This window comes from Epilithonimonas hispanica (assembly GCF_003385395.1).
Classification (GTDB): domain Bacteria; phylum Bacteroidota; class Bacteroidia; order Flavobacteriales; family Weeksellaceae; genus Epilithonimonas; species Epilithonimonas hispanica.
The window spans coordinates 19,071-43,357 of sequence record NZ_QNUG01000026.1; the positions used below are offsets into that span (position 1 = coordinate 19,071).

Annotated in this window: 24 protein-coding genes; 6 read left to right on the top strand and 18 right to left on the bottom strand. The window is 34.0% G+C overall.

The genetic code is table 11. The annotated features are described in order from the left end of the window. Positions 1–3: 3 nt before the first annotated feature. The 11 genes from DRF58_RS12100 to dnaK form a co-directional block, all read right to left on the bottom strand. Positions 4–843 (bottom strand): phosphoribosyltransferase-like protein, encoded by an 840-nt coding sequence (locus DRF58_RS12100; RefSeq protein WP_123902407.1) that lies wholly within the window; start codon positions 841–843, stop codon positions 4–6. Positions 844–1,009: 166 nt separating this feature from the next. Next, positions 1,010–1,624: a hypothetical protein gene (locus DRF58_RS12105; protein ID WP_116035783.1), complete on the bottom strand. Its 615-nt coding sequence runs from the start codon at positions 1,622–1,624 to the stop codon at positions 1,010–1,012. 22 nt (positions 1,625–1,646) lie between these two features. After that, entirely contained in the window at positions 1,647–2,798 is a 1,152-nt protein-coding gene (locus DRF58_RS12110) for a relaxase/mobilization nuclease domain-containing protein (RefSeq protein WP_116035785.1), read from the bottom strand. Next, positions 2,791–3,240: a plasmid mobilization protein gene (locus tag DRF58_RS12115; RefSeq protein WP_116035786.1), complete on the bottom strand. Its 450-nt coding sequence runs from the start codon at positions 3,238–3,240 to the stop codon at positions 2,791–2,793. Before DRF58_RS12115 ends, DRF58_RS12110 begins: the two co-directional genes overlap by 8 nt. Before the next feature lie 147 nt (positions 3,241–3,387). Then, positions 3,388–4,266, bottom strand: a complete 879-nt coding sequence (locus DRF58_RS12120) for a toprim domain-containing protein (protein WP_116035788.1) — start codon at positions 4,264–4,266, stop codon at positions 3,388–3,390. 221 nt (positions 4,267–4,487) lie between these two features. Continuing rightward, positions 4,488–5,717, bottom strand: a complete 1,230-nt coding sequence (locus DRF58_RS12125; RefSeq protein ID WP_116035790.1) for a primase-helicase family protein — start codon at positions 5,715–5,717, stop codon at positions 4,488–4,490. Continuing rightward, positions 5,714–6,091, bottom strand: a complete 378-nt coding sequence (locus DRF58_RS12130; RefSeq protein ID WP_116035791.1) for a helix-turn-helix domain-containing protein — start codon at positions 6,089–6,091, stop codon at positions 5,714–5,716. The genes DRF58_RS12125 and DRF58_RS12130 overlap by 4 nt, the downstream gene beginning before the upstream one ends. 112 nt (positions 6,092–6,203) lie before the next feature. Beyond that, positions 6,204–6,995, bottom strand: a complete 792-nt coding sequence (locus tag DRF58_RS12135) for a DUF2214 family protein (protein ID WP_116035793.1) — start codon at positions 6,993–6,995, stop codon at positions 6,204–6,206. A gap of 1 nt (position 6,996) precedes the next feature. After that, positions 6,997–8,238: a site-specific integrase gene (locus DRF58_RS12140; protein ID WP_116035795.1), complete on the bottom strand. Its 1,242-nt coding sequence runs from the start codon at positions 8,236–8,238 to the stop codon at positions 6,997–6,999. Further along, the gene (locus DRF58_RS12145) at positions 8,235–8,804 is read right to left on the bottom strand and encodes a helix-turn-helix transcriptional regulator (RefSeq protein WP_116035796.1); all 570 of its coding nucleotides are present in this window, start codon (positions 8,802–8,804) and stop codon (positions 8,235–8,237) included. Before DRF58_RS12145 ends, DRF58_RS12140 begins: the two co-directional genes overlap by 4 nt. A gap of 229 nt (positions 8,805–9,033) precedes the next feature. Next, a complete protein-coding gene (dnaK, locus tag DRF58_RS12150; protein WP_116035798.1) occupies positions 9,034–10,926 on the bottom strand; it encodes a molecular chaperone DnaK in 1,893 nt (630 codons plus the stop codon). 213 nt (positions 10,927–11,139) lie between these two features. Between dnaK and ppk1 the strand changes: the two genes are divergently transcribed. From ppk1 to DRF58_RS12165, 3 genes are all read left to right on the top strand, one after another. Next, a complete protein-coding gene (gene ppk1 / locus DRF58_RS12155; protein ID WP_116035838.1) occupies positions 11,140–13,209 on the top strand; it encodes a polyphosphate kinase 1 in 2,070 nt (689 codons plus the stop codon). Between the two features lie 84 nt (positions 13,210–13,293). Next, positions 13,294–14,178: a Ppx/GppA phosphatase family protein gene (locus DRF58_RS12160; protein ID WP_116035800.1), complete on the top strand. Its 885-nt coding sequence runs from the start codon at positions 13,294–13,296 to the stop codon at positions 14,176–14,178. A 155-nt stretch (positions 14,179–14,333) separates the two neighbouring features. Beyond that, positions 14,334–15,353 carry an LLM class flavin-dependent oxidoreductase gene (locus DRF58_RS12165; protein ID WP_116035801.1) on the top strand — a complete coding sequence of 340 codons (1,020 nt, stop codon included), beginning with the start codon at positions 14,334–14,336 and terminating at the stop codon, positions 15,351–15,353. Between the two features lie 138 nt (positions 15,354–15,491). Here DRF58_RS12165 and DRF58_RS12170 read toward each other — a convergent pair whose 3' ends face one another. The 5 genes from DRF58_RS12170 to DRF58_RS12190 form a co-directional block, all read right to left on the bottom strand. Beyond that, positions 15,492–17,288 (bottom strand): ComEC/Rec2 family competence protein, encoded by a 1,797-nt coding sequence (locus DRF58_RS12170; RefSeq protein WP_116035803.1) that lies wholly within the window; start codon positions 17,286–17,288, stop codon positions 15,492–15,494. Positions 17,289–17,404: 116 nt separating this feature from the next. Next, on the bottom strand, positions 17,405–17,860 hold the full coding sequence (locus tag DRF58_RS12175) for a DUF1569 domain-containing protein (RefSeq protein WP_116035805.1): 456 nt from the start codon (positions 17,858–17,860) through the stop codon (positions 17,405–17,407). Continuing rightward, positions 17,851–18,966: a lipid-A-disaccharide synthase gene (gene lpxB / locus DRF58_RS12180; RefSeq protein WP_116035806.1), complete on the bottom strand. Its 1,116-nt coding sequence runs from the start codon at positions 18,964–18,966 to the stop codon at positions 17,851–17,853. The genes DRF58_RS12175 and lpxB overlap by 10 nt, the downstream gene beginning before the upstream one ends. Before the next feature lie 8 nt (positions 18,967–18,974). Next, the gene (locus tag DRF58_RS19140; protein ID WP_116035808.1) at positions 18,975–19,169 is read right to left on the bottom strand and encodes a type II toxin-antitoxin system RelE/ParE family toxin; all 195 of its coding nucleotides are present in this window, start codon (positions 19,167–19,169) and stop codon (positions 18,975–18,977) included. Between the two features lie 259 nt (positions 19,170–19,428). Further along, positions 19,429–19,656, bottom strand: coding sequence for a hypothetical protein (locus DRF58_RS12190; protein WP_116035810.1), 228 nt, complete (start codon positions 19,654–19,656; stop codon positions 19,429–19,431). A gap of 54 nt (positions 19,657–19,710) precedes the next feature. Here DRF58_RS12190 and DRF58_RS12195 point away from each other — a divergent pair, with 54 nt between their 5' ends. Next, a complete protein-coding gene (locus DRF58_RS12195; RefSeq protein ID WP_116035812.1) occupies positions 19,711–20,220 on the top strand; it encodes a DUF2480 family protein in 510 nt (169 codons plus the stop codon). Between the two features lie 64 nt (positions 20,221–20,284). Next, positions 20,285–20,938 (top strand): DUF937 domain-containing protein, encoded by a 654-nt coding sequence (locus DRF58_RS12200; RefSeq protein WP_116035813.1) that lies wholly within the window; start codon positions 20,285–20,287, stop codon positions 20,936–20,938. A gap of 50 nt (positions 20,939–20,988) precedes the next feature. Here DRF58_RS12200 and DRF58_RS12205 read toward each other — a convergent pair whose 3' ends face one another. Beyond that, the gene (locus DRF58_RS12205) at positions 20,989–21,174 is read right to left on the bottom strand and encodes a 30S ribosomal protein THX (protein ID WP_089770839.1); all 186 of its coding nucleotides are present in this window, start codon (positions 21,172–21,174) and stop codon (positions 20,989–20,991) included. Positions 21,175–21,494: 320 nt separating this feature from the next. Between DRF58_RS12205 and aspS the strand changes: the two genes are divergently transcribed. Further along, complete coding sequence (aspS, locus tag DRF58_RS12210; RefSeq protein WP_116035815.1) at positions 21,495–23,249, top strand: aspartate--tRNA ligase; 1,755 nt, start codon at positions 21,495–21,497, stop codon at positions 23,247–23,249. Between the two features lie 63 nt (positions 23,250–23,312). Here the strand turns inward: aspS and DRF58_RS12215 are convergent, their stop codons facing one another. Further along, a complete protein-coding gene (locus DRF58_RS12215) occupies positions 23,313–24,275 on the bottom strand; it encodes a helix-turn-helix transcriptional regulator (protein ID WP_116035817.1) in 963 nt (320 codons plus the stop codon). Between the last annotated feature and the right edge of the window lie 12 nt (positions 24,276–24,287).

A 24,287-nucleotide genomic window follows, 5' to 3' on the forward strand; every position in this document is an offset into this window, starting at 1 on the left:
TATCTAATATCTTTGGAAAGGTGCATCAATCTCACCTCCTTTAGTAATTATCCCTTTCCAAAAAATTGGAAAAGTATTATTGGGTGTTCTCATAAGTGTTATCAAGGCTTCTGATTTTTCATATCCTAATCTATATCTTGAAACCTTAGGAATTTTATTTTCTATTGTTCTCATAAGTTCCAATTTTTTTTCCAAATGGGGTGAATTGTTGTTGTCAGAAATTCCTTTTTTCAAAAGTACTGAATAATAATGTGATATATTATTTTCTTCCAAAAGTAGTTTTGCTTGGTCTTGTATTACCATTGAAACTATCGCAAATTTTGATCCTACAGTTGGATTCTTATTCAATTCTAAAAGAGTTTTGTTTAAAGTTTTACCACTTCCAATATAATCATCAACTAGAATTAGAAAATCATTATCACTCATTTCTAGTCTTTCAGGTCGGAGATCTCTGAACTCTTTTAATAACTTTATCTCAATACCCTTAAATCCATTTATTGAAGGTTTGATGCTTTCCATCATTTTCATTACAACGTGCCCACTTTTTACTTCGCTTTCATCAGTCGGTTTTATAATAGGAAATATTAGTAATCTGCTTTTGTTAGGGAGTGATTTAACCAAAACCTGCTTTAAAAGACTTCTAAGATTATTGTGATAGTCATTGTATGACATCCATTCGTATAAATGGGTCAGTTCTAAAAGCAAATTAATTTCTTCTTCTGCAAGATTATCAATCAGAAGCCCGAATCGGTCTAATTTTTCATCATAACCATCAATAAGAGACCAGGATTTCTCCTCAAAAATGCTTTGGAATTTCAATAGTAATTCTAAATTGTTTTTCATTCTATTTTGTATGTTAGCATTCGCCATAACATCCAAATATACGCATTGCAAACAATATAATTTTTAATTAAATTCCATAAAGTTTTAATTTTAAATCCGTAAGAAATTGATTTATTGTTGACATTGCTCAACTTAAAAAAACATCGAATAAAAACAACCTTTACATTTATTTTTTATTTTCCTTATTCGCCTCAAAACCATCTTTAAACCTCAGAAAGTCTTCCGCTTTTTTGGGACTATTCTTAATCCACAATTGCATCACTTGAGTGTTTTGACTCAAGATTTTAATCTCATTTTCATCGTAGATATTTTTTCCTTCACTAGCAATTTCATTTAAAATATCCTGGCGCAGTTCACTTTTGGATTTAATGCTTTCTCTGTACCAATTGGTTGCGAAATTTATGGAGGCAATCAGCACTAAAACAGAAAAGACAAAAACTCCAATTCCGCTCCAAATAAATATCTTCTTCCATTTTATATCCTTTCCAAAACTTTGTAAATTATCAGTGGTTTCTTTTGAAAGAACTGTCTCTACCTGAGTAGGAATACTAGCAAGGAATTCAGTTCTCTTGGCTTCCTCTAATTTTGAAAATCTAACTGCATCATCATAGATCGAATGCATCTCTTGCAAACTCATTTGTACATCGTTCAGCAGAGTCGTATGGTCTTCGATAGCAGACTGAAGTTTGACATTTTGTTCAATATTTTCCATATTTGATTTGATCACATTTTCTAAAAGTTCCATTCCGTTACTTTTAGATTCTTTATTTTCATTTTCCATATTTATTTTTTTTAATTTTTGACTATCGTCTTAATTTTCGCTTCTTTTTCCAAAGTTCATCTTCGTCCTGAGAAACATAGGTTGGTTTAAGAAAGTCACCTAATAATCCATCTGCAATTTCTATTAGGCTTTCATTTGTTTCTGAGTCGCTATGAGTGTTTTGATTATTAATTTCATTATTCTTGTTTAATAATTTTCCTAAATCACCAAGATCAGAATCTATTGCCGACAGAGAGAATCCGACATTTTTCCGAAAAAAGAATCCGTTTTTCTCTTGACCATTACTATCAACTTTATTTATCCATAAATCTTGAATTTCATTTTTTTGACCAGCTTTAAATTCTCCGTTATACTGGATCTTTACAGAAAACCCTCTTTGTTGAAGATTTTCCCGAAATTCCTTTAACTTGTCAGCGTTTTTTTGTGCTTCCCTAACCACTTTTTTCACTTCAAACAAAGATTTTATTTCAGAGATTTTCAAGTGGTTTGAGATTTCAGACAATTTGTAACCAGCTTTATAAACTCTTTCCGTTTGAAGATTTTTGTCTTTTTCCATCACAATCCGCATTCCCGAAATCCCATCTTTGACATTTGAAGACAATTGAACTTCAAAACCTTTTCTCTTCATTGCTAAGATCAGATCATCAAAATTATTTTCTGACCTAATAGCTTCAGTCAAACTTTTCAGCATTTCAGCTTTTTTCTGAATTCCAATTTCAATATCAGTCAATAATCCTTTTTCTTTGCAAACCTCTCTAACAGCTTCACCAAATCTTCTTCCGATATCGTGTGCTTTCACGGTACACTTTCCGGAAATATCAATTCTATTGACAACAAAATGAATATGCTTATGTTTTGTACTGTTGTGAATATCCAGTCGATATTGATTTTTGTTTGTCAAACCTACTTTTGCAAGAGCTTCTATCGCAATTTGTTTGAATTCTTCATCCTTCAATTTTCTACTGATCTCGTCCGGTTGAGAAATATAACCAGTCAATGCCCATTTCTTTACTTTGGTATTTCTTTCAGCTACGGTTTTCATTTCGTTAAACTGACCTTCAGCAGTATCCCTTAGAAGATAATTCGAAGCCACCATTTCTGCTGTTCCTTTATCATTGCCATTGTATTGCAAAGCAATCTTTGTGATAGCTCTTGTGGTTGCTGAATTATTCATTTTTCTGAATTTTTGAATACAAATATTGATGAATCAATTCGATCAGATTTTCAATTCTTACTATAATCTCTTTCTTATTTTCAAAAACATTCCATTCCCGATTTCGCAAAAGATTGGTTATTTTTTTGAAATGGTTTCCATACTGAAGTAAGACTTCATCAGTTTGAAATTCATTGATTTTAAGTTCTTTTTCGAACAAAACATTCCGAATATAAGTGGACAATTTTAATGGATATTTTTCTTGTTTTTGAATGAGAGTTTCGTATTCGGAATTGGTCATTCGTATTGAAATAACTTTGTCCAATTTTTTATTTTCTTTTGTCTTCAAACCACCTTTCCGACCTAATTCCTGGAAGTGTTTTTTTCTTTTTTCCTGAGCAATCTTCAATTCATTTTCTTTGCTGGCTTGGCTTATAAATTTTTGTAAAAAGTCATTTTGCATTTCGTTAATTTTAGTGTGTTTAAAAACATTTCTGACGATAGGAAGAAATCAAAAATCCCAATTTTGCAATCAGCGGACACGCTTATCGTAAACTTTGGGTACTTTTTGCACTAACATACCACCATATTTTACCTGTATTTATTTTACTCACCTTCGCCTTTGCTTCACTTGCCTTTCAGGTGATGGATTTTTATGAATCATCCAATCATTTAAGTCTTTAAAATCTGAATAAAAATTCCGGAAATCTTCTGCGTTTTTGTTTTGACTTGTAATGATTTCAACGGCACGATTTCCGGCTTCGTCATTGTCAAAATAAAGCTCTATCTGTTCATAATTCCCAAGTGAATTTTTAATATTGTGAATCATCGAAACGGAATTCAAAATGAGATAATCGGCAGGCTCTTTTTCTAAAAAACTCTCTGCATTTTTAAAGGAAAGAAAATCGAAAAATCCTTCGAAGACCCGAAGCGATTGTGATCCATTTTTTACGGTAGAAACATCTTTTTTGCCCAAACAAATTTTGGAGTATTTATTACGAATTTCATAACCGCCAGAATCGTTCTTGAAACCAATTCCGAAATAATTTTTATCGTTCATTCGATAATGAATTTCGTGTAAGAACTGAGTTTGATTTCCAACTTTTCTTTCTCTCAAATATTCCAAAAGCGCAGGATGGTGGATTCCATTCACGTCAAGTATCTCATAATTTTTAGTTGGGTTTTCGAACTTCTGATCAGGAATATTTTGATTTTGAAAAGAAGAAAAGTTCTGATTTTCTGCCCAAATTAAAACTCCATTTACTGAAGTATTGAGATACTTCTTCATAAAGTCGGTATTCGTTCCACCGATTCCTTCTGAAAATAAATACCAATAGTTTAGATTTTTATTGATTTTAAAAGAGGCTTGGGATTCGGTGGCAAAAGGGTTGAGATACCAAGCTTCTTTTTCTGATTGTTTCGTGGGAAGGTGTCCGAGAGAAAGGAGGACTTCTTCCAACGGGATTGTATTAAATTGTTTGCAATTCATAGCTGTAAATTTTCCGTGTTTTGAGTGAGAAATTTTTTGTTGAATTGTTGAGAAAATATATTAACGTATTGATTGATAATATCTTAAATCCTCAACAAAAGCTCAACAATTCAACAAACTAGAGTTTTTCCGCTCAACAAACATTCAACAAAAAGTTGAGTTTAAAAGTTTGTTGAGGATTTTGTTGAGTTTAAAGTGTTTGATTTTCTATTCATTATCAATCAATTCAACATTTCAACACGTTTATTAAGAATAAAATCCTTTTTTATGGTGAAATAGCGACCAACGGAATTGTTTTGATAGAATGTTCCTGCAAAATCAATGTCGTATCTAATGTAGGTTAAGCCGTTATTTTGGGGATTTAGTTTCCACATTTCCTTTAAAATATTTCGAATATCGTTTCTCGTCCAATAAGTTGGTCGAAACATCCTGTTCATCATATTGAGAATATCTTGCGGAACGACATTAATTTCTTCATCGTCATTGGTTTCAAAAAACTCATAAAGCAATTCTATTATTTTAGATTCGAGTTTATTGTTGTTTTTGAAAACTAATTTTTGAAGTGCTTTCGTTCTGATCTCATTGGCTGAAAACCACATTCTTGTTTTCTTCTCCGTTGAAAATGGTCTTTCGATTAAAAACCGAAGAAAGTTGGGGATTTCGGAAATGAGGTTATTCAAAAATTCAGTGTTTTCGGTTTTGATCGGATTGATTTTCAGAATCCAAAATCGAATTTCGTTTTCATCAATTTGAATAAAATTCTCCTCATTATTGGAACAAAGAATAAACTTGGCGAAAAAATCGATTTCTTCTCTGTCTTTTCCTTTGGCTTCTAGTTTATCTTTATTAGTTGTCGATAGATATTTCAATCTTTCTGTAATTTCTTTTTTATCAAAGAAAACTTCATCGATTGCCACCAACAACATTGCTGCCCAATCAGAATTAAATTGACTTCCGAATGAATCTCCTTTAATGTAAGTCATATTTAACCCGAAAATTTCTTTCAACCATTTGATGAACGTTGATTTTCCCGTTGCTCTTTCTTTGCTTACCAAACAAAGAATCGGTAAAATTTGGGTGGGATACTGCAATAGAATTTTCAAATAATCTAAACCCAATTCGAACTGTTCGCCGAAAATATGCTTCACAAAATTCAGAGAAAAAGGAACTTCATTTTTGAAATTTTCGTTTTCAGATGAAGGCGAAAATGGGATTTCATTGTAAATATTATAGAAACCTCTAACGATTTGTTGATAATCTAAATGTTCCGGAATACAACAAAAACCATCATATTTTGGAATCGAGGAAAGAAAAGCTTTGCCGTGGTCACTAATGATTGTTTCGCGATTCCAACGAACCAAAACTGTGGTTGTGTCGCCAGAGATTAATGGTTTTTCTATTATTTTGTAATAGGTTGTGCCGACTCGGATGTAGGGGATTTTTTGGCTCATCGTTGTGAATTTTGATTAAACTCACCATTCGATTTCCTGAAATTTTTCTTGAAATTGGCGTCGGCTTCAGATTGAATTTCTTGTAAGGTTTTCTTTTTTCCTTGGGAAATCCACTCTAATAATTCATCTTCAAAAAAATAGAGTTTTTTACCATTTTTGTAACACGGAATTTTTCGAGTTCTTACTAAAGTGTAAACCGTTGGTTTAGCTTTTCCAATTAATTCGCAAGCAGCTTCAATGTCGATTGGAATTCTTTTTGGAGGAATTGTAGTTGTTTCTTTTCTTTCTACAAGAAATTTAATTTCGGCTATTTCGTTAGCCAAATGTACCACTGCTCTCGGCAGGTTTTCGAATGAAATTTCATTGCTGTCCATAAGTATCGTTTTTGATTGTTATGGTGCAAAGAAAAAAAGTGATTCGTCTGTGATCGCTATAAACACGCAATCACAGAGGAATCACTAAACATACACTTGATTTTGTGATTTTTTATGTTTTTTGGTAGTCTGTCAAGTTTTCTTGAATTTTAATATTACCTTTTTGAGGTTCATCTTTCAAATGTGACTTGATACTATCTAAATCAATATCATCAAGCGAAACAAATAAAGTTTTTAATAATCTTGAAATTTCTTCCTGTTTTATTGGTCTAAAATAATTCCAAATATTCCATCCAAAATGATAAAGGTCTAGATTAGATAATTCTTTGGTATGGACAGAAATACCGTTAGGAATCTCTTCTTTTTTCGAGTATAAACTTACGGCATTACAAAGTTCATTAAGATTTTCATCTGTTACATATAATGCAAATTGATTCCGAGTATAATCCAGAGCGACTTGGAGCTTTACACTTTCATTCTGTTGCTTTTGCTGGAGTTGATTTTTTCTTATAAATTCCAGATTTACTGATTCAGTAGTTTGATTCACACTGTTTTCCTCCGAATTTTCAACTAAATAGATTGGTGTATTTTCATCAATTATTTGCTTTTGCTTCTCCCCTACATTCTCATGATTTTCAGATGGAATAAAATCTTCATTAGAATTTTCACAACTGCCTTTTTTAGGGAAAATCTTTCTGAACAAGACTATTATACCATCTAGAAATAAAATAATAAGTGCATAAAATAATATACTTAATGCTGTGATTGCCCAAAATACAATATTTGCGGTATAATCGTCACCACCTTTTCCAAGAAAAGAAATTCTTGCTAATGCTCCCCCTATTACACATACTACTAAAACGGAAAGGTAGATGACAATATATTCGAAATATTTAAAGTGCATTTTATAAGTTTTTTAATTGAATAGCTGTAGAAGCTTTATTTTTCTTTTCATCAACAACCTTTGCATAAACCTGCGTAGTTTTTACGTTCGTATGACCAAGCATTTTACTAACTGTGTAAATATCAGTTCCGCTCGAAAGTTGAAGTGTTGCAAAAGTGTGTCTGAAATTATGAAAAGTTATTTTTTTAGTAATTCCAGCACTTTCAATCCACTTCTTGAGTGGTCGGGAAATCCAAGCCGGATTAGTCAGATTTTTAAAAATCAAATCAGTTGGAAGACCTACTTCACCACAAAGTTGTAATGCTTGTTTAGACATCGGCATATATTCTACACCTTTTGTCTTTTTTTGAGTAAAATTTATTTTTGCCTGATCGTTTTCAATACTTATTTCGTTCCACGTCAGTTTCTGAATATCGGAATGTCGTAGACCTGTTAAAGCTGAAAAAAGTGCTGCACGTTTAAGAACTTCAAGTTCGCAAGGCGTTTCAACTAAGGTATTAAGTTCATCAAGTGTTAAATATTCCCGTCGTGATTCCTCGTGCGGAATCGCTTTTATTTTAGCAGAAATGTCAGTCGTAAAATATCCATCAATAAAAGCTTGTTTTAATGCAGCTTTGAATACAGAAAAATAAGTTGAAGCCGTATTTTGAGAAATAATCTCTTCCTTGTTACTACCACTTTTCGCAGTCAACAAATATGATTTAAAGTGTTCACAGAATTTTGTGTTGATCTGGGAAAACATAATTTTTTCGCCTCCAAAATCTTTTAGAAATTCTATCGAGCGATACCAATTTACTTGAATAGATTCGGAATTGTTTTTATGTCTTTTATTAACCAGCAAATCAAAATATTTCACAAAATTCTCCTGCGATTTTTCTTTTTGCTCTACTTGAATTTTGTCGAGTTCGCTGTAAAGTTCAATATTGTCATATTCTCTCTGACGTAATTTACGCATAGAATCTGCATAGAACATTGTCTCGCGGTCGTTTTCGCTTTTGCATACGATTATACCATTGTCATCTCTTTTAGGTTTATATGAAACGGATTCTTGGGTTGTTCTTGCAGGTCTTTTCTTATCAAAATCTACGGTTGTCACGCTTCGGTTTAAATATTCCCGGATTCTTTGAACTTTATCTTTACCTGGAATCATCACAGGATAACTTTCCAAATAAATAAACCATTCTTTTCGGAATTCGGATTTTCGCAATCGTACGGTAACTTTGGTTTTTAATAGCTCTTTCATTTTCCGTCAAAAATTTTATCAATTAAATTTTTAGGAACATACACGAAACTTCCAACTTTCTTGGTCGGAATTTTGTTTCTTTTAATTAGATTTGTTACAGTTCCTGGATCAGCATAGAATTTTGAACTAATTTCGGAAATCGTGTAACAATTACCAACTTCAAAATTGGGTTTCTCAATTATTGTTTGCTTTTCTTCCGGTATTTCAATAGTTGTAAACATTTGTTCAATATCAATTTTACTTACACGAGTGAGTCGCTCTCCCAAATTGATGGCAGGTATTTTTTTACTTTTAATTAATCTATGAATCGTATTTTTTGAAATTCCAAAAAGCATTTCCGCTTCACTCACAGAGATATAAGGTCGTGTTTGCAATTCAGCAATTTTGGAAACTGAGTTTTCTAACAGAGTTTTTTTTGCTTCGATTTCTTTTGCCAATTGCTTTTGCCTTTTTCCCAACTTTTCCGAGCAATACTTACTGCAAAATCTGGTGGCAACTGTTTTTGCCTCAAATGGCTTCTGACAAAATTCACAAAGTTTCGGGATTTTAAGATTACTGAAGCCCATAATTCATTTTTTTAAGTTTAAAAATATGCATTAGCACATTTAAGATACAATAAGAACCACATTGTCCGTAATTAAGATGCGGTACAAATGAGATACAAAAATACAATAAAAATCGATTAAAATCAACTATTAATAAAAAATACAAAAACAAAAAAAATCGCTGTAAACATTACGTTTACAGCGATTTGCTAATTTATTTCACTCGATATTAATCGATGATAATTGCTACTTACTTGACTTCTTCAAAATCTGCATCCTGAACATCATCTGCTCCGCCTGCATTACCTTGAGATTGTGCTCCTGCATCTGCACCTGGCTGTTGACCTGCTGCATACAATTCTTCAGAAGCTGCCATCCAAGCTGCATCTAGAGCTTCGGTTTTAGCTTTTACATCATCAGCATTTTTAGCTTCAAAAGCTGTTTTCAATTTTGCATGAGCAGATTCGATTGCGGCTTTTTTATCAGCAGATAATTTGTCACCAAACTCTTTCAATTGCTTTTCAGTTTGGAAGATCAATCCGTCAGCTTTGTTGAAAACTTCAACCTCTTCTTTTCTCTTAGCATCGGCTGCAGAGTTTTCCTGAGCTTCTTTTTTCATTCTTTCAATTTCTTCGTCAGAAAGACCAGAAGAAGCTTGGATTTTGATTGTTTGCTCTTTCCCAGTTCCTTTATCTTTAGCAGAAACGCTCAAGATACCGTTCGCATCAATATCAAAAGTTACTTCGATTTGAGGAACTCCTCTTGGAGCTGGTGGAATATCTGTTAAATCAAATTTACCAATCTCTTTGTTATCATTGAACATTGGTCTTTCTCCCTGTCCAACTCTAATGCTTACTGCAGGCTGATTGTCAGACGCTGTAGAGAAAACCTCAGATTTTTTAGTTGGGATGGTTGTGTTTGCTTCAATTAATTTAGTGAAAACAGAACCCATCGTTTCGATACCTAAAGAAAGTGGTGTAACATCTAATAAAAGAACGTCTTTTACATCACCTGTTAAAACTCCACCTTGGATTGCAGCTCCAATTGCTACTACTTCGTCTGGGTTTACTCCTTTTGAAGGTTTTTTACCAAAGAATTTCTCAACTTCCTCCTGAATAACTGGGATCCTTGTAGAACCTCCAACCAAGATTACCTCGTCGATATCAGAAGTTGATAAACCTGCATCTTTCAATGCTTTTGCAACTGGCTCCATAGATCTTCTTACTAGATCTGCAGATAATTGCTCAAATTTAGCTTTAGTTAAAGTCTTCACCAAGTGTTTAGGACCTGAAGCCGTAGCTGTAATATAAGGAAGGTTGATTTCAGTTTGAGGAGAAGAAGACAACTCGATTTTTGCTTTTTCAGCTGCTTCTTTCAATCTTTGTAATGCAATTGCATCAGACTTTAAATCAACACCTTCTTCAGCTTTGAATTCATCAGCCATCCAGTTGATAATTACATCATCAAAATCATCACCACCTAAGTGCGTATCTCCATTTGTTGACAATACTTCGAAAACGCCATCTCCTAAATCAAGGATTGAAATATCAAAAGTACCACCTCCTAAATCGTAAACTGCAATTTTTTGGTCTTTGTGAGATTTATCCATTCCATAAGCCAAAGCTGCTGCTGTAGGCTCGTTGATGATTCTTTCTACTTTAAGACCTGCGATTTCTCCGGCTTCTTTTGTAGCTTGTCTTTGAGCATCGTTAAAGTAAGCCGGAACAGTGATTACCGCTCTTGTTACTTCTTGACCAAGATAATCTTCAGCAGTTTTCTTCATTTTCTGAAGTGTCATTGCAGAAATCTCTTGTGGTGTATATTCTCTGTCGTCGATTTTTACTTTTACAGTATCGTTTGGTCCTGCAACTACTTCGTAAGGCACTCTAGAAATTTCTTGAGCATCTTCTTTGAAGTGAGTTCCAATAAATCTTTTGATTGAATAAACCGTTTTCTTTGGATTAGTTACGGCTTGTCTTTTTGCAGGATCACCTACTTTTCTTTCACCATCTTCTGTAAACGCTACAATAGAAGGCGTTGTTCTTTTACCTTCTGCATTAGGGATAACTACAGCATCTTTACCTTCCATTACTGCAACGCAAGAGTTGGTTGTACCTAAGTCAATTCCGATTATTTTACTCATTTTTATATGTTATTTTTTGTTATTATTAATTATTTACACTCAGCAATTCTCAATATTTATACCACGACATAAAAAGTGACAAATTGTCATTTATAAATATTAAAAAATAGTTGATAATTCAGAAACATAAGACAGATTGGGAACTTTGTAGTTTGCGCAACACAAATTATTCCAATGGATTTTACTAATTTTGAGATTATCAAAACTTCATCAATGCCACAACAGTTTAACCCACGCGACGTCACTTGGTTAGGTTTCAACGCCAGAGTTCTGCAAGAAGCAATGGACAAAAGCGTTCCTATACATCTCAGAATCAGATTCCTGGGGATTTTTTCTAATAATCTGGACGAGTTTTTCCGAGTAAGAGTTGCAGGATTGAAACGTGCAATGGACTTCAAACAAAAAGTTTTGGCCGAGTCTTTTTATGATGCGCCTTCCAAAATTTTACAGAAAATCAATAAGCTTGTCATCCATCAACAAGAGGATTTTGACAAAACTTGGAAAGATGTTCAACGTGAAATGGCGAAAGAAAAGGTTTTTATCAAAGACCACAAACATCTTACCGAGGAACAAAAAGAATTCGTTGTCAAATATTTTGATGAAGAAGTAGAATCCAATGTGATTCCGATTTTGCTCCACGACAACAAACCTTTGCCTTATATTCGTGAAAAAAGCCTTTTCATTGGCATTGCAATGCGCAGAAAAGAATGGCAGTATGAAAGTCAATATGCTTTTATCGAAGTTCCTGTAACCGCAAACGGAAGATTTGTTCTGCTACCGACGGAAGATAAAGAGCAGAAAGATGTGATGCTTTTGGAAGATGTCATTATATATAATCTACCGCATATTTTCTCTTATTTTGGTTATGATGATTTTACGGCACATTGTTTTAAAGTAACAAAAGACGCTGAGTTTGACCTTGATAATGACATCAAAACTACCTTAGCCGACAAAATCGAAAAGGGAATCAAAAGCCGACGAAAAGGAAAACCAACCCGTTTTGTCTTTGATAAAGAAATGGACAAAGCCTTGTTAGAATTCCTTATTAAAAAATTAAATCTTACTAAAAAAGACAGTATTATTCCGGGACAGAAGATTCATAACTTCAGGCATTTTATGGATTTTCCTGATGTTTTCAAAGCGTATCAAAAACCTGTTGAGAGAACATCTTTTATTCATCCGGAATTTGCCCACAAACAGAGAGTTACCGATGTTATCGTCAAAAAAGATGTTTTGTTGACTTTCCCTTACCATTCTTATGATTCGGTGATTGATTTGCTAAGAGAATCTGCGATGGATCCAGATGTGAAATCAATTCAAATTACAGCTTACAGATTAGCTTCCAGTTCCAAAATCGTGAACACTTTGATTAATGCTGTTCGAAACGGAAAAGAAGTAACGGTAATGCTAGAATTGCGAGCTAGATTTGATGAAGAAAATAATCTTGGCTGGAAAGACAGATTGGAATTGGAAGGTGTAAAAGTTCTCCTCGGAATTCCGAATAAAAAAGTACACGCCAAATTGTGTGTCATCAAGAAAAGAGTTAATAATAGAACGATTCAGTACGGTTTTGTGAGCACAGGAAACTTCAATGAAAAAACTGCCAAAATCTATGGAGACCATTTATTAATGACATCGAACAGAGCAATAATGGCAGACATTAATAAAGTATTCAATGCTCTAAATAAACCAAAAGTTGACCCGACAACGGTTCTGAAAACCTGTAAAAGTCTGATGGTTTGCCCTCAGTTTATGCGGGAAAGAATCATTGCTCATATTGACAAAGAAATCGAAGAAGCCAAAGCCGGAAGAAAAGCTGAAATGATTATTAAAGTCAATTCCTTAAGTGACAAAACATTAATTCTAAAACTTTACGAAGCCGCCAATGCAGGTGTTGACACGAAAATGATTGTAAGAGGAATCTATTGTGCTGTGAATCAAAAAAGTTTCAAGAAAAAAATCCATGCTATCAGTATCGTTGACGAATATCTGGAACACGCCAGAGTAATGTATTTCTACAATAAAGGTGCAGAAAATATGTACATCTCTTCCGCCGATTGGATGACAAGAAACTTGGATTACAGAATAGAAGCCGCTGTTCCTATTCTTCAGAAAAATCTTAAAAAAGAACTGAAAGAACTTCTGGAACTTCAACTTCAGGACAATCTAAAAGCAAGGATCCTAGATAAAAACCTGCGAAACGAGTATGTGGAATCTGACAAAAAACAAGAAAACAGGTCGCAGATAGAAACTTATAATTATCTCAAAAATCAGAAATATTAATAATTCACTTTAAATTTTGTTTCCCCCAACCCTAAAGGGAGCAAAATTTATTTTACTTTTATCCTTTAATTCGTCTCAAGAAAAATGATAATTGCCGCTATAGACATAGGCAGTAATGCCGCAAGATTACTAATTAATGAAGTTAAAGAAACCCGAGGAAAAACAGAATTTACAAAGTTGAATCTTCTGAGAATCCCGCTCAGGCTGGGTTTTGATGTTTTTAGCAAAGGAGAAATCGGTCCGGAAAGAAAACAGATGGTCATTAATACAATGAAAATCTTCAGTCAATTGATGGCAATGTATAAAGTGGAACATTACCGAGCTTGTGCAACCAGTGCAATGCGTGATGCCAAAAATGGACAAGAAATCATCGAGATTGTAAAAAAGGAAGCTGATATTAATATAGAAATCATTACCGGAGACGAAGAAGCAACGCTTATCTATGAAAATCACGTTGCGGAAGGACTTGATAAAAATTTCGCTTATCTGTATGTTGATGTTGGTGGCGGTTCTACCGAATTGACTTTCTATGAAAATGATAAAATGAAGTACGAACATTCCTTTAATATTGGAACAATCAGACTTCTCAATGGTTTGGTAACCCCAAATGTTTGGGAGGAAATGAAATACGAAATCAAAAATAAAATCAAGAGTAAAAAACCGGTCGTAGCCATTGGTTCCGGTGGTAACATCAATAAAATCTTCTCTCTCAGCAAAACCAAAGACGGCAAAGCAATGCCTGTTTCCGCTATCAAAAAATACTTGAAAGAGATGCAAAACCTTTCCGTGGAAGAAAGAATGCAACTTTACCAAATCCGAGAAGACCGCGCCGATGTTCTGGTTCCGGCTTTACAAATCTTCAATAATGTGATGAGCTGGGCAGAAATCAAACATATCTATGTCCCGAAAATCTCTGTTGCAGATGGTTTAATCCATAATATCTATACCAAGGTAATTTCTAAAAAATAATATCCTTAAATTAATTTTAGCTTCAGATAGTTCTGAGGCTTTTTGATTTTAAATGATTTTGTTTGAATTTTTATAATGATTTCATAATTATCCTACATCAATGCAGTTAAAAACTTGAAGTCGTAAATTTGTTTCATTAAAAAATTGAGACTATTATGGAATTAGGAATTGGAATGTTTGGAGATGTTGCTCTAGACACAAAAACCGGAAAATATAGAGACGCCAGCATAAAACTTAACGAAATTCTGGATCAAGTAAAATTGATGGATCAAGTTGGTCTGGATGTTTTCGCAATGGGAGAACATCACCGCGCAGATTATGCCGTTTCATCTCCCGAGATTCTTTTGGCTGCTGCTGCGAGTATTACTAATAATATCAAATTAGCAAGTGGTGTAACTGTTCTAAGTTCATCTGAACCTGTGAAAGTTTATGAAGATTTCTCGATGATTGATTTGATTTCAAAAGGTCGTGCAGAAATATTTGTTGGAAGAGGAAGCTTCATCGAATCTTTTCCTTTGTACGGTTATGATTTGTCAGACTACAATCAACTTTTTGAAGAAAAATTAGACTTATTATTGAAAATCAATAATGAAGAAAATGTAAGCTGGAGCGGAATCCTTAGAAGACCTATGGAAAACCAAACGGTTTATCCAAGAGCTTTTAAAAACGGTGTTTTACCAATTTGGATTGCTGTTGGTGGAACTCCGGAATCTGTTTTGAGAGCTGCTAAATTAGGTTTACCATTAATTGTAGCCATCATCGGCGGAATGCCAAGACAGTTCAAAAACCTCATCGAGTTTTATAAGCAAGAATACTTGAAAGCCGGACACGACGAAAGCAAAATGCAGATCGCTATCCATTCCCACACTTTTGTGAGTGATGACCAAAATGTGATTGACCAATATTTCTTCAATTATAAATCTCAGATGGACAGAATTGGCAGAACCCGCGGTTGGGCACCCTACACCAAAGACCAATACGAAGGCGGAAGAAGCAAAGACGGCGCACTCTTTATCGGAAACACCAATGAAGTGGCAGACAAAATTGCTGAAATGAAAGAATTGTTTGGTTTAACAAGATTCATTGGACATATGGACGTGGGCGATCCTGCTCACGATGTAATGATGAAATCCATTGAGTTGTTCGGAGAGAAAGTAGCTCCAATAGTAAGATAAAACAATATGACTTTTTCAATAAAACCCTTTCAGGATTTCAAATTCCGGAAGGGTTTTTTATTGTTTTTCACCAAAGTATTGGTGCTTTGGAAATTTCGACAGATAAGAGGATTCCGAAATAATAAATTCATCATTAGACTATTTTAACTCAAATTTATTTCCCTGATAAACAAAACCTTCTGAATCCGCTGGAATATAATTGATTTTAAAATCTTTAATCCGTCTCGAAGTCAAATAAGGATTGATGACAAAATCCCGAATCTTGTCTTCATTTTTATTCTCCTTCATCCAAAAAACAAGTTGGTTTTTATCTTTTACACTCACGATTTTTTCTTTGTAGAAGCTGTGAACCAACATTTCTTTCTTATTATATTGATAAATATTGATCGTAGTTCTAACTGCAAAAAACGCTAGAAGACAAAATCCAAATCTCAGCAAGTTCTTCGGATTGAGAATATTTTTGATTAAAAACTTTAGAAAATAAATGGCTAAAAGCAAAAGACTTAATTCTAAAATATTGAGCGGAATATTTTTATTCATTAAAGATTCAAAATCTGAAAACCAATGAATGATTTTCAAAATACAATCCACAAAAACATCAAATCCTTTATACAAAAACGGAATATTACTAAAACCAAAAGCAATTAAAACCACCATTAAAAGAGAAGAAACAATAATCAATTCAGACAATGGAATGATCAAAAGATTGGCAATAATGGATACAAAAGAAAACTGATGAAAATAATAAATGGCCAAAGGCAAAGTCGCAATCTGCGCCGCAAAAGTCATTGAAGAGATTTCGTAAAAGAATTTTTCAGCTTGATATTTAGGCTTTCTGAACAGATTTTTAATTGGATTTGTGAGCCACCAAATTCCCAAAACCGCAACGTAACTCAGCTGAAATCCGACATCAAACAATTGATTAGAATCGACCATCAAAAGAATAAAAGCCGACAACGCCAAAGAGTGCAACAAGTCTGATTTCCGCTGCAACAAAACCATCATATAATAACATGTAATCATCAGACAACTTCGCATTACAGAACTGCCAAAATCAATAAAAATGGCGAATGTCCAAATCAAAAGAATACTTAGAACAATTGAAACTTTTCTGAATTTCACTGGAAGAATTTGATTAAAAATCAACAATGTTATCCAGAAAATAATAACCATATGTGAACCAGAAATTGCTAAAAGATGCACCAAGCCAGTTTGATTAAAATCCTTGACCGTTTCAGCATCCATCTCGGTTCTATCAGCGAGAATAATTCCTTTTAGAAATTCCTGAATCCTCGGAGACAAAGAAGAATGATTGATTTGATTGAGAATATCCAGACGCTTTTGCTTGATTTTATCTTCAAAAAGAATTGAATTCTTCTCGGTTTTTAAAATATCAGTCGGAAGGTAGGCCTGAAAATAAACATCTTGCCTTGCCAGATATTTTTTGTAATCAAACTGAAAATCATTTTTGGTTTCTTCAGGCTGATGAATATAAACTTCTGCCTTGTAATAATGCATAAAATCTAAAGCCTCTACATCTTTTGGAATGCTGATAACAGTTTTGAAAGAAAAATTTTCTTTTTGTTTTAAATCAGAAACCTCAAGAATTTCAACGTAATATTTCCTGTTCTTCTCATTAGAATTGAGTTTTTTATTAAGCTGAAAAACAATGGTTTCCTTTTCTTTTAAAATTGGAAGCTTCGGTTGTTCAGAATTTTGAAAATGAACAAAAATTCCGATTGAGAAAAAGAAAAATCCTAAAAGATAATATTTGATTTTTTGAAAAAAAACAGTTTTTATAAAGATTGAAATTAATGAAACCCCAGAAAAAATTAAAATCAGGCAAACAAACAACCTGTCCAAAACAAGAAATTCCTGAAGAAGAATTCCCGCTATAAAAGAAAGAAGTAAAATGAGTAGAGGTTGTTTAGTCATCTGCGCTTTGGGTGTTTTCTGGCTAGAATTCTAAACAACATTACACTTCATAAAACAAAACCAGATTGAATTGTAAAATACTGAGAATAAAGTTAATAAATAATTTTTAACTGGTATTATTTTTTCAGAATATCATCAATAATTTTCAAATGATGATTGGTATGAAGCCCTAAAAATCTAAGTGTAGTTTTTTTATCAAAATCGCCTAAAAAAGGATGTGTAATAAAGGATTTCGAAGGCAGATTTTTTACACTTTCTAATCTTTCTTTGGCAAGATTCAAAAGTTTTTCAACACTTTCTTTTGTAGGAATTTCTAGCGGGAAAAATTGTTTTGGCGCCTGGATTTTGCCTCTCGGAATGAGTCCAAAATTAAGAAAAACAAATTTTTTGAAGCTGAATTTCGGTTTGTAATCTTCCGGATTGGTCATCGTTAAACCTTTCAGACTGCTATTGATAATCAAAAGCGAATGTTCCAGATGCCAACCCACAGAAGCTTTGGAAACTTGTGAATTCTCTGTATCAATTTCTGGCAAAAGCGATTCTATTTTTTGAAGCTGATTTTTTATTTCCATGATTTTAGATTTACAATCAATTCTGCGGCATTTTGGCTGGCGCCGCTTCCACCGAGTTTGGTTCTTAGAATTTCGTAATTGTTTAAAACCTCGTCTCTTTTTTTGGTGTTGAGAATTTTGTTAAGTTCAATAGCGAGATTTTTAGTATTCAAATCGTTTTGGATCAATTCCGTTACGACTTCTTTGTCCATAATCAAGTTGACAAGCGAAATATATTTGATATTCTTGACCACCCTTTTCCCGATTTCATAAGAAATTCTGCTAGATTTATAGCAAACCACTTCCGGAATATTGAGCAAAGCTGTTTCTAAAGTTGCCGTTCCCGAAGTTACCAAAGCAGCTTTGGAACATCGCAGCAAATCATAAGTTCTGTTGGAAACGAAATGCACATCGTCATCCACAAACTGCTCATAAAAATCTTTATCCAAACTTGGCGCACCAGCAATTACAAATTGATAATCGGGAAAATCATTTCTTACAGATAGCATTGTTTCCAACATTTTAGAAACTTCCTGTTTTCTGGAACCCGGCAACAATGCAATGATTTCTTTATCATTAAGATGATTCTCTTTTTTAAGTTCCTGAATATCAATTGGTGGTAAACCTTCAATGGCGTCAAGAAGTGGATGTCCGACAAAATGCGCTTCAACCAGATGTTTGTTATAAAAATCTTTCTCGAAAGGAAGAATCACGAGCATCTCATCAACGTATTTTTTGATGGTTTCGACACGACCTTCTTTCCAAGCCCAAAGCTGAGGTGAAATATAATAAACGACTTTAATTCCCAATTCTTTCGCAAACTTCGCAATCCTCAAATTGAATCCCGGATAATCAACCAAAATCAAAACATCGGGTTTGTTTTCTAAGATGTCTTTTTTACAAAATTTGATATTACCCAGAATGGTTTTCAGATTCTGAACCACTTCTAAAAATCCCATAAAAGCCAAATCACGGTAATGTTTGACGAGAGTTCCTCCTTGTTTCTGCATCAAGTCGCCACCCCAAAAACGAAAATCTGCGTTTTGGTCTTTTTGTTTGATGGCTTTCATTAAGTTGGAAGCGTGCAAATCGCCGGAAGCTTCGCCTGCTATGATGTAATATTTCAATCGATTAATTATTTAATTTTCAAAATTTCGGGATTTCGTCTACCATCCCAGATTCTCGAAATCAGAACTTCTTGTTCAAAAATTTCATAGACAATCAAATATTTTTCTATGACAAGAACCCTGACATTCTCTAAATTGGTTGTATGTCCATTGTATGGAAAATCCTTCAAAGCTTCGGTTTTTGTTCTAAATAATTGATTCAGTCTTTTAGAGCCTGTTTAAATTTGTATCAGAAATAATTTTATAACCACATAGACACATAGTTTTTGGAAAAATAAGAGAAAAAATAGTAAATATTGTACTTCTATTTTTTCTTTTGTGCAATTAATCTTGAGTTTTTCTATGTGACTATGTGGTTTTAATTATTTTTAAACAGGCTCTTACTATATTCTTTAGATTTATTTTTTTTGTTCCAATACTGATAGATTTCTTTTCTATCTTGTTGAGCCTCGAATTGCCAATTTAATTTTCTTCTTCTATCCATTTTTCAATGTCCTTATTCGCTTCCTCTTCTGTTAAGAAATTTCCCTTCAGATATTCTGCTTTTGCTTCTTTTATTTGAATAATTTGTTTATCAGATAAAATAAAAACTTCTTCATCCAAAAGCTTCTCGATTTTTTCCAAAGTAGCTTCATCAGAAAAATCGATTCTTTCTTTCAAGATTTTTTTGCGTTCAAGTGTAGTCATCATTTTTAAAATTTAAAAATTTTTAAACTAAATTTGTTTATTCAAAATTAATGAAAAATGTCTGAAGATTTCGAAATTATAAATAAAGTTGCAAACAGCGGATTGGTGAATTTTGATATTTCTGACCTTGTTCCGAAAGGGAAACGTTTGGGTATTGATATCAAGGATTTTCTTTGGGAAGGAATGATTCTGAGGGAAAAAGACTTCCGCGAGAAAATCAAAAACATTGACGAGGAAATCTATAAAGATGCTTACGTTTATATCTATTGTTCTGAAGATGTGATCATTCCGCTTTGGGCTTATTTTCTGATTACTTCTAAAATCACGGATGCTGCGAAGAAAATCGTTTTTGGAAACCGTGAAGATCTGGAAGTTTTGCTGATGCATAATGCGATCCAAACTTATGATTTTTCCGACCTGAGAGACAAACGTGTACTGGTTAAAGGCTGCAGTGACGAGTTTATCCCTAATAATGCTTATGTGGAATTGGTGGAACAACTAAAACCGCTTGTAAAGTCACTGATGTTTGGGGAAGCGTGTAGCAATGTTCCGATTTTTAAAAAATAATTTTTTTTTTAAAACTACATAAATCTTTTATATATTTGAACTATCACAATATAAAATATAAATTATGAGTCTATTAGACCTTATCACGGGAAGCACTGGTAATCAAGTTGCTGAACAAGTTGAAAACAAATTTGGAATCAGCAAAAATCAAATCATTGCATTATTAGTTGTGGCTGCGCCTTTGGTCATCAGTTACTTGAAAAAGAAATCAGAAAACACAGAAGAAGCAGACAAACTGAATGCAACGCTAGACAAACATCACGACGGAAGCATTCTGAACAATCCAGCTCAAGCATTAGAAAGAGAATCTGAAGGAAACTCAATTCTTGACCATATTTTTGGAGGAAACAAAGCTAATGTAGAAAATCAATTATCTGCAAACACAGGGATTTCTATGGACAAAATCGGACCGGTTTTGGCGACTTTGGCGCCTGTTATTATGGGTTATATCGGTCAGCAAAAGCAAGCCAGCAATGTTAATTCCGGAGGCGGACTTGGAGATTTGTTAGGTGGAATACTTGGCGGTTCTGCACAGGAAGCTCAAGCTTCCAACAATCCTTTGAGTGATATTTTAGGAAGCGTTATCGGAGGAGCGACTCAATCTTCCGGCGGAGGTTTGGGAGATATCTTGGGCAGTGTTCTGGGCGGTGGAAACCAGCAACAACAATCTCAACAAGGTGGACTTGGCGGATTACTGGGAAGCATTTTTGGAAAATAAATTCTTTTAAAAATATAAAAGCCGTCTCATTTTTAACGAGACGGCTTTTTTTATTCTTCAGCAGATTTTTTCGCTTTTTCAGCTTTTGGTTTCGCTGGTTTTGGCTTTGGTTCTGCTTTCGCTTTTACAGGTTTTTCTACAACTAGTACAGATTTAGAAGCTTTTCTCGGTCTTGTTTTGCCGTAGCTTCCACGTACTCTTTTTCCTCTGGTAGATTTTTGGTCACCTTTTCCCATAATAATTAAGTATTTGATTATTACGAATTTATGAATTAAATTTTAATTAGCCAATACTTTAGGCGTATCCCTCTCCAAAGCTTAGCCCACAGCTCGGGTCGGGCTATCCGTTACTATCTTTTTTCCCATCCGCTAATTCCATCCGCCAAAAAAGGATATCCACTACTATCCCTTACGCGCTGCGCCAAGACTCAACTTTTGACATCAAAAAACCTTTCATCATCAATCAAAATTATTTCTCACAAAACCCTATCTTTGCACTCTGAAATTAGGCCACTAAAAACCTAATATCTAAAGTCTAACATCTAACATCTAAAAAAATGTTCCGTACACACACAAACGGCGAACTGACGCTGGCAAATCTGAATGAAAAAGTAACACTTTCCGGTTGGGTTCAAACCATCCGTGACAAAGGTTTTATGATTTGGGTCGATTTGCGAGATCGTTACGGAATTACACAATTGGTTTTGGACGAGGAAAGAAGTTCAAAAGAATTGTTGGAATCGGCTAAAAAATTAGGTCGTGAATTTGTGATTCAGGTAGAAGGAACCGTTATCGAGCGTGCTTCCAAAAACCCGAAAATCCCAACCGGCGACATCGAAATTTTGGTTTCTGATTTAAAAATATTAAATGCTTCCGAACTTCCTCCTTTCACTATCGAAGACGAAACTGATGGTGGTGAAGAGTTGAGAATGAAATACAGATATCTGGATATCAGAAGAAATCCTGTAAAAGATAAACTGATTTTCCGTCACAAAATGGCGCAGAAAGTGAGAAATTATCTTTCTGATAATGGCTTCATCGAAGTTGAAACGCCAGTTTTGATCAAATCAACACCGGAAGGTGCTAGAGATTTCGTAGTTCCAAGCAGAATGAATCCGGGACAGTTTTACGCTTTGCCACAATCGCCACAAACCTTCAAACAATTGTTGATGGTTGGCGGAATGGATAGATATTTCCAAATTGTGAAGTGTTTCCGTGACGAGGATTTACGTGCTGACAGACAACCGGAATTCACTCAAATCGATTGTGAAATGGCTTTCGTAGAACAAGAAGATATTATGAATGTTTTCGAAGGAATGACCAAAACTTTGTTGAAAGATATTACAGGACAAGATTTCGAAACTTTCCCAAGAATGACGTTTGCTGATGCAATGCAGAAATATGGGAACGATAAACCGGACATCCGTTTCGGAATGGAATTCGTGGAACTGAATGATTTAGTAAAAGGAAAAGATTTTAAAATATTTGATGAGTCGGAATTAGTTGTCGGAATTAATGTTGAAGGTTGTGCTGAATATACACGTAAGCAGATTGACGAATTAATAGAATGGGTCAAGAGACCCCAAATCGGTGCAACAGGAATGGTTTGGATTAAATTCCAGAACGATGGTGTTGTAACTTCATCGGTTAACAAATTTTATTCTGAAGAAGATTTAAAGAAAATCGCTGAGAAATTCGGAGCTAAAGCGGGAGATTTGATGTTCTTAATGAGTGGAAATGCGGATAAAGTGAGAACGCAGCTTTCAGCTTTGAGAATGGAATTAGGAAACCGTCTTGGTTTAAGAAAGGGCAACGAATTTGCGCCACTTTGGGTTGTAGATTTCCCATTATTAGAATTTGATGAAGAATCTGGAAGATACCACGCAATGCACCACCCATTCACTTCTCCGAAAACCGAAGATTTCCATCTATTGGAATCTGACCCAGGAAAAACCAGAGCCAACGCTTACGATTTAGTTCTGAATGGAAACGAAATTGGTGGTGGTTCTATTAGAATTTTTGATAAAGATTTGCAATCCAAAATGTTTGACTTGCTTGGTTTCTCAAAAGAAGAAGCAGAAGCGCAGTTCGGATTCCTGATGAACGCCTTTAAATATGGCGCTCCGCCTCACGGTGGCTTGGCTTTCGGATTCGATAGATTGGTTGCCATCTTGGACGGGAACGAAGTGATTAGAGATTACATCGCATTCCCGAAAAATAATTCCGGACGTGATGTTATGATTGATGCGCCGGCGCCGATTGCGGATGAGCAAATGAATGAGCTGGAACTGAAATTAGATTTAAAATCATAAATTAGAAGCGAGAATTATTTCTCGCTTTTTTTTATTTATTCAAAAAAAGTGAGATTCAAGAATTTAATTGTATTTTTTGTACATTTCTGAAATTGCTTTTGCTATTTCATCTCGAAAAGATTCGGGAGAAATTACTGTAACGTTTGCTCCGTGAGATAGAATTTCCTGAGTAAAATCAAAAGTTGGGAAAAGCTTTAATTTTATTCTCAATTCTCTTTCATCCTCTTTTAAAATTTCTTGAGAATGATGAAGTGGCAAAGATTTGACGTATTTTCCCTGACGTGGAGTAAAAGATAAAATTATTTCTTGCGGAGTTTCGTTTAATGTAGACGAAACTCCAAATGAATGTTTAAATGAATCTTCTAAAACTTTTTCAAATCGTAATTGTCTTGTATGATGAACTTCTGCATCCGAGATTCGGTCTAATCCAAAACTTTTAATTTTTGGTTTCTCAAAATCTGGTTTTTCATCTGATGAGAGAAATATCCGAAGCGGTTTTTTATTTTCAGGGGAAAAATCTGTTGCCAAAAGATACCAGCGGTTTTGTGACTTTTTCAAAGCATAAGGAACTACAACTCTTTTCTCAGGCTGATTTTCAATATATTTTTGATAGGTAAACGATACCACTCGATGACTTTTAATAGCATCAATAAAGTCGTGAAAATGATGTAAACCTTTTGGCTCTCTTTTCTCAAATAAAACAATTTTTGAGTTTTTCTTTGACTTTCGATAAGCTTCTATCACTAAAATATCATCTAAAGTACTTGTAGATTCGGGATTCAGTTCTTCCTTGTTTAAAGCAAAAGTGCCTAAAGTTTTTTGGTATTTACTTTCTAATCCCAAAATTTCAGCAATCAGATTTCGGTCTCGATTAAAAGTTTTTTCACTGAATTTGAGTTCAAAACCTTTCTCTTCGAACTTTTTTTCAAGAAATTTTTTGGTTTCTTCGTAGGTAATTCCATTGGGTTTACTTTTTAATTGTTCCGCAATGTATAATAAACGTTGAATTTGTTCTAGTTTTGCCATATTTGTTTTGGA

Excerpts from the sequence above, each read along its gene's own strand:
- DRF58_RS12140 (WP_116035795.1), bottom strand. The coding sequence starts at position 8,238 with ATGAAAGAGCTATTAAAAACCAAAGTTACCGTACGATTGCGAAAATCC.
- DRF58_RS12115 (WP_116035786.1), bottom strand. The coding sequence starts at position 3,240 with ATGCAAAATGACTTTTTACAAAAATTTATAAGCCAAGCCAGCAAAGAA.
- DRF58_RS12135 (WP_116035793.1), bottom strand. The coding sequence starts at position 6,995 with ATGCACTTTAAATATTTCGAATATATTGTCATCTACCTTTCCGTTTTA.
- DRF58_RS12175 (WP_116035805.1), bottom strand. The coding sequence starts at position 17,860 with ATGGAAATAAAAAATCAGCTTCAAAAAATAGAATCGCTTTTGCCAGAA.
- DRF58_RS12195 (WP_116035812.1), top strand. The coding sequence starts at position 19,711 with ATGTCTGAAGATTTCGAAATTATAAATAAAGTTGCAAACAGCGGATTG.
- DRF58_RS12120 (WP_116035788.1), bottom strand. The coding sequence starts at position 4,266 with ATGAATTGCAAACAATTTAATACAATCCCGTTGGAAGAAGTCCTCCTT.
- DRF58_RS12110 (WP_116035785.1), bottom strand. The coding sequence starts at position 2,798 with ATGAATAATTCAGCAACCACAAGAGCTATCACAAAGATTGCTTTGCAA.
- DRF58_RS12170 (WP_116035803.1), bottom strand. The coding sequence starts at position 17,288 with ATGACTAAACAACCTCTACTCATTTTACTTCTTTCTTTTATAGCGGGA.
- DRF58_RS12130 (WP_116035791.1), bottom strand. The coding sequence starts at position 6,091 with ATGGACAGCAATGAAATTTCATTCGAAAACCTGCCGAGAGCAGTGGTA.
- DRF58_RS12200 (WP_116035813.1), top strand. The coding sequence starts at position 20,285 with ATGAGTCTATTAGACCTTATCACGGGAAGCACTGGTAATCAAGTTGCT.
- DRF58_RS12215 (WP_116035817.1), bottom strand. The coding sequence starts at position 24,275 with ATGGCAAAACTAGAACAAATTCAACGTTTATTATACATTGCGGAACAA.
- DRF58_RS12190 (WP_116035810.1), bottom strand. The coding sequence starts at position 19,656 with ATGATGACTACACTTGAACGCAAAAAAATCTTGAAAGAAAGAATCGAT.
- dnaK (WP_116035798.1), bottom strand. The coding sequence starts at position 10,926 with ATGAGTAAAATAATCGGAATTGACTTAGGTACAACCAACTCTTGCGTT.
- aspS (WP_116035815.1), top strand. The coding sequence starts at position 21,495 with ATGTTCCGTACACACACAAACGGCGAACTGACGCTGGCAAATCTGAAT.
- DRF58_RS12165 (WP_116035801.1), top strand. The coding sequence starts at position 14,334 with ATGGAATTAGGAATTGGAATGTTTGGAGATGTTGCTCTAGACACAAAA.
- DRF58_RS12145 (WP_116035796.1), bottom strand. The coding sequence starts at position 8,804 with ATGGGCTTCAGTAATCTTAAAATCCCGAAACTTTGTGAATTTTGTCAG.
- ppk1 (WP_116035838.1), top strand. The coding sequence starts at position 11,140 with ATGCCACAACAGTTTAACCCACGCGACGTCACTTGGTTAGGTTTCAAC.
- DRF58_RS12100 (WP_123902407.1), bottom strand. The coding sequence starts at position 843 with ATGAAAAACAATTTAGAATTACTATTGAAATTCCAAAGCATTTTTGAG.
- DRF58_RS12205 (WP_089770839.1), bottom strand. The coding sequence starts at position 21,174 with ATGGGAAAAGGTGACCAAAAATCTACCAGAGGAAAAAGAGTACGTGGA.
- DRF58_RS12160 (WP_116035800.1), top strand. The coding sequence starts at position 13,294 with ATGATAATTGCCGCTATAGACATAGGCAGTAATGCCGCAAGATTACTA.
- DRF58_RS12105 (WP_116035783.1), bottom strand. The coding sequence starts at position 1,624 with ATGGAAAATGAAAATAAAGAATCTAAAAGTAACGGAATGGAACTTTTA.
- DRF58_RS12125 (WP_116035790.1), bottom strand. The coding sequence starts at position 5,717 with ATGAGCCAAAAAATCCCCTACATCCGAGTCGGCACAACCTATTACAAA.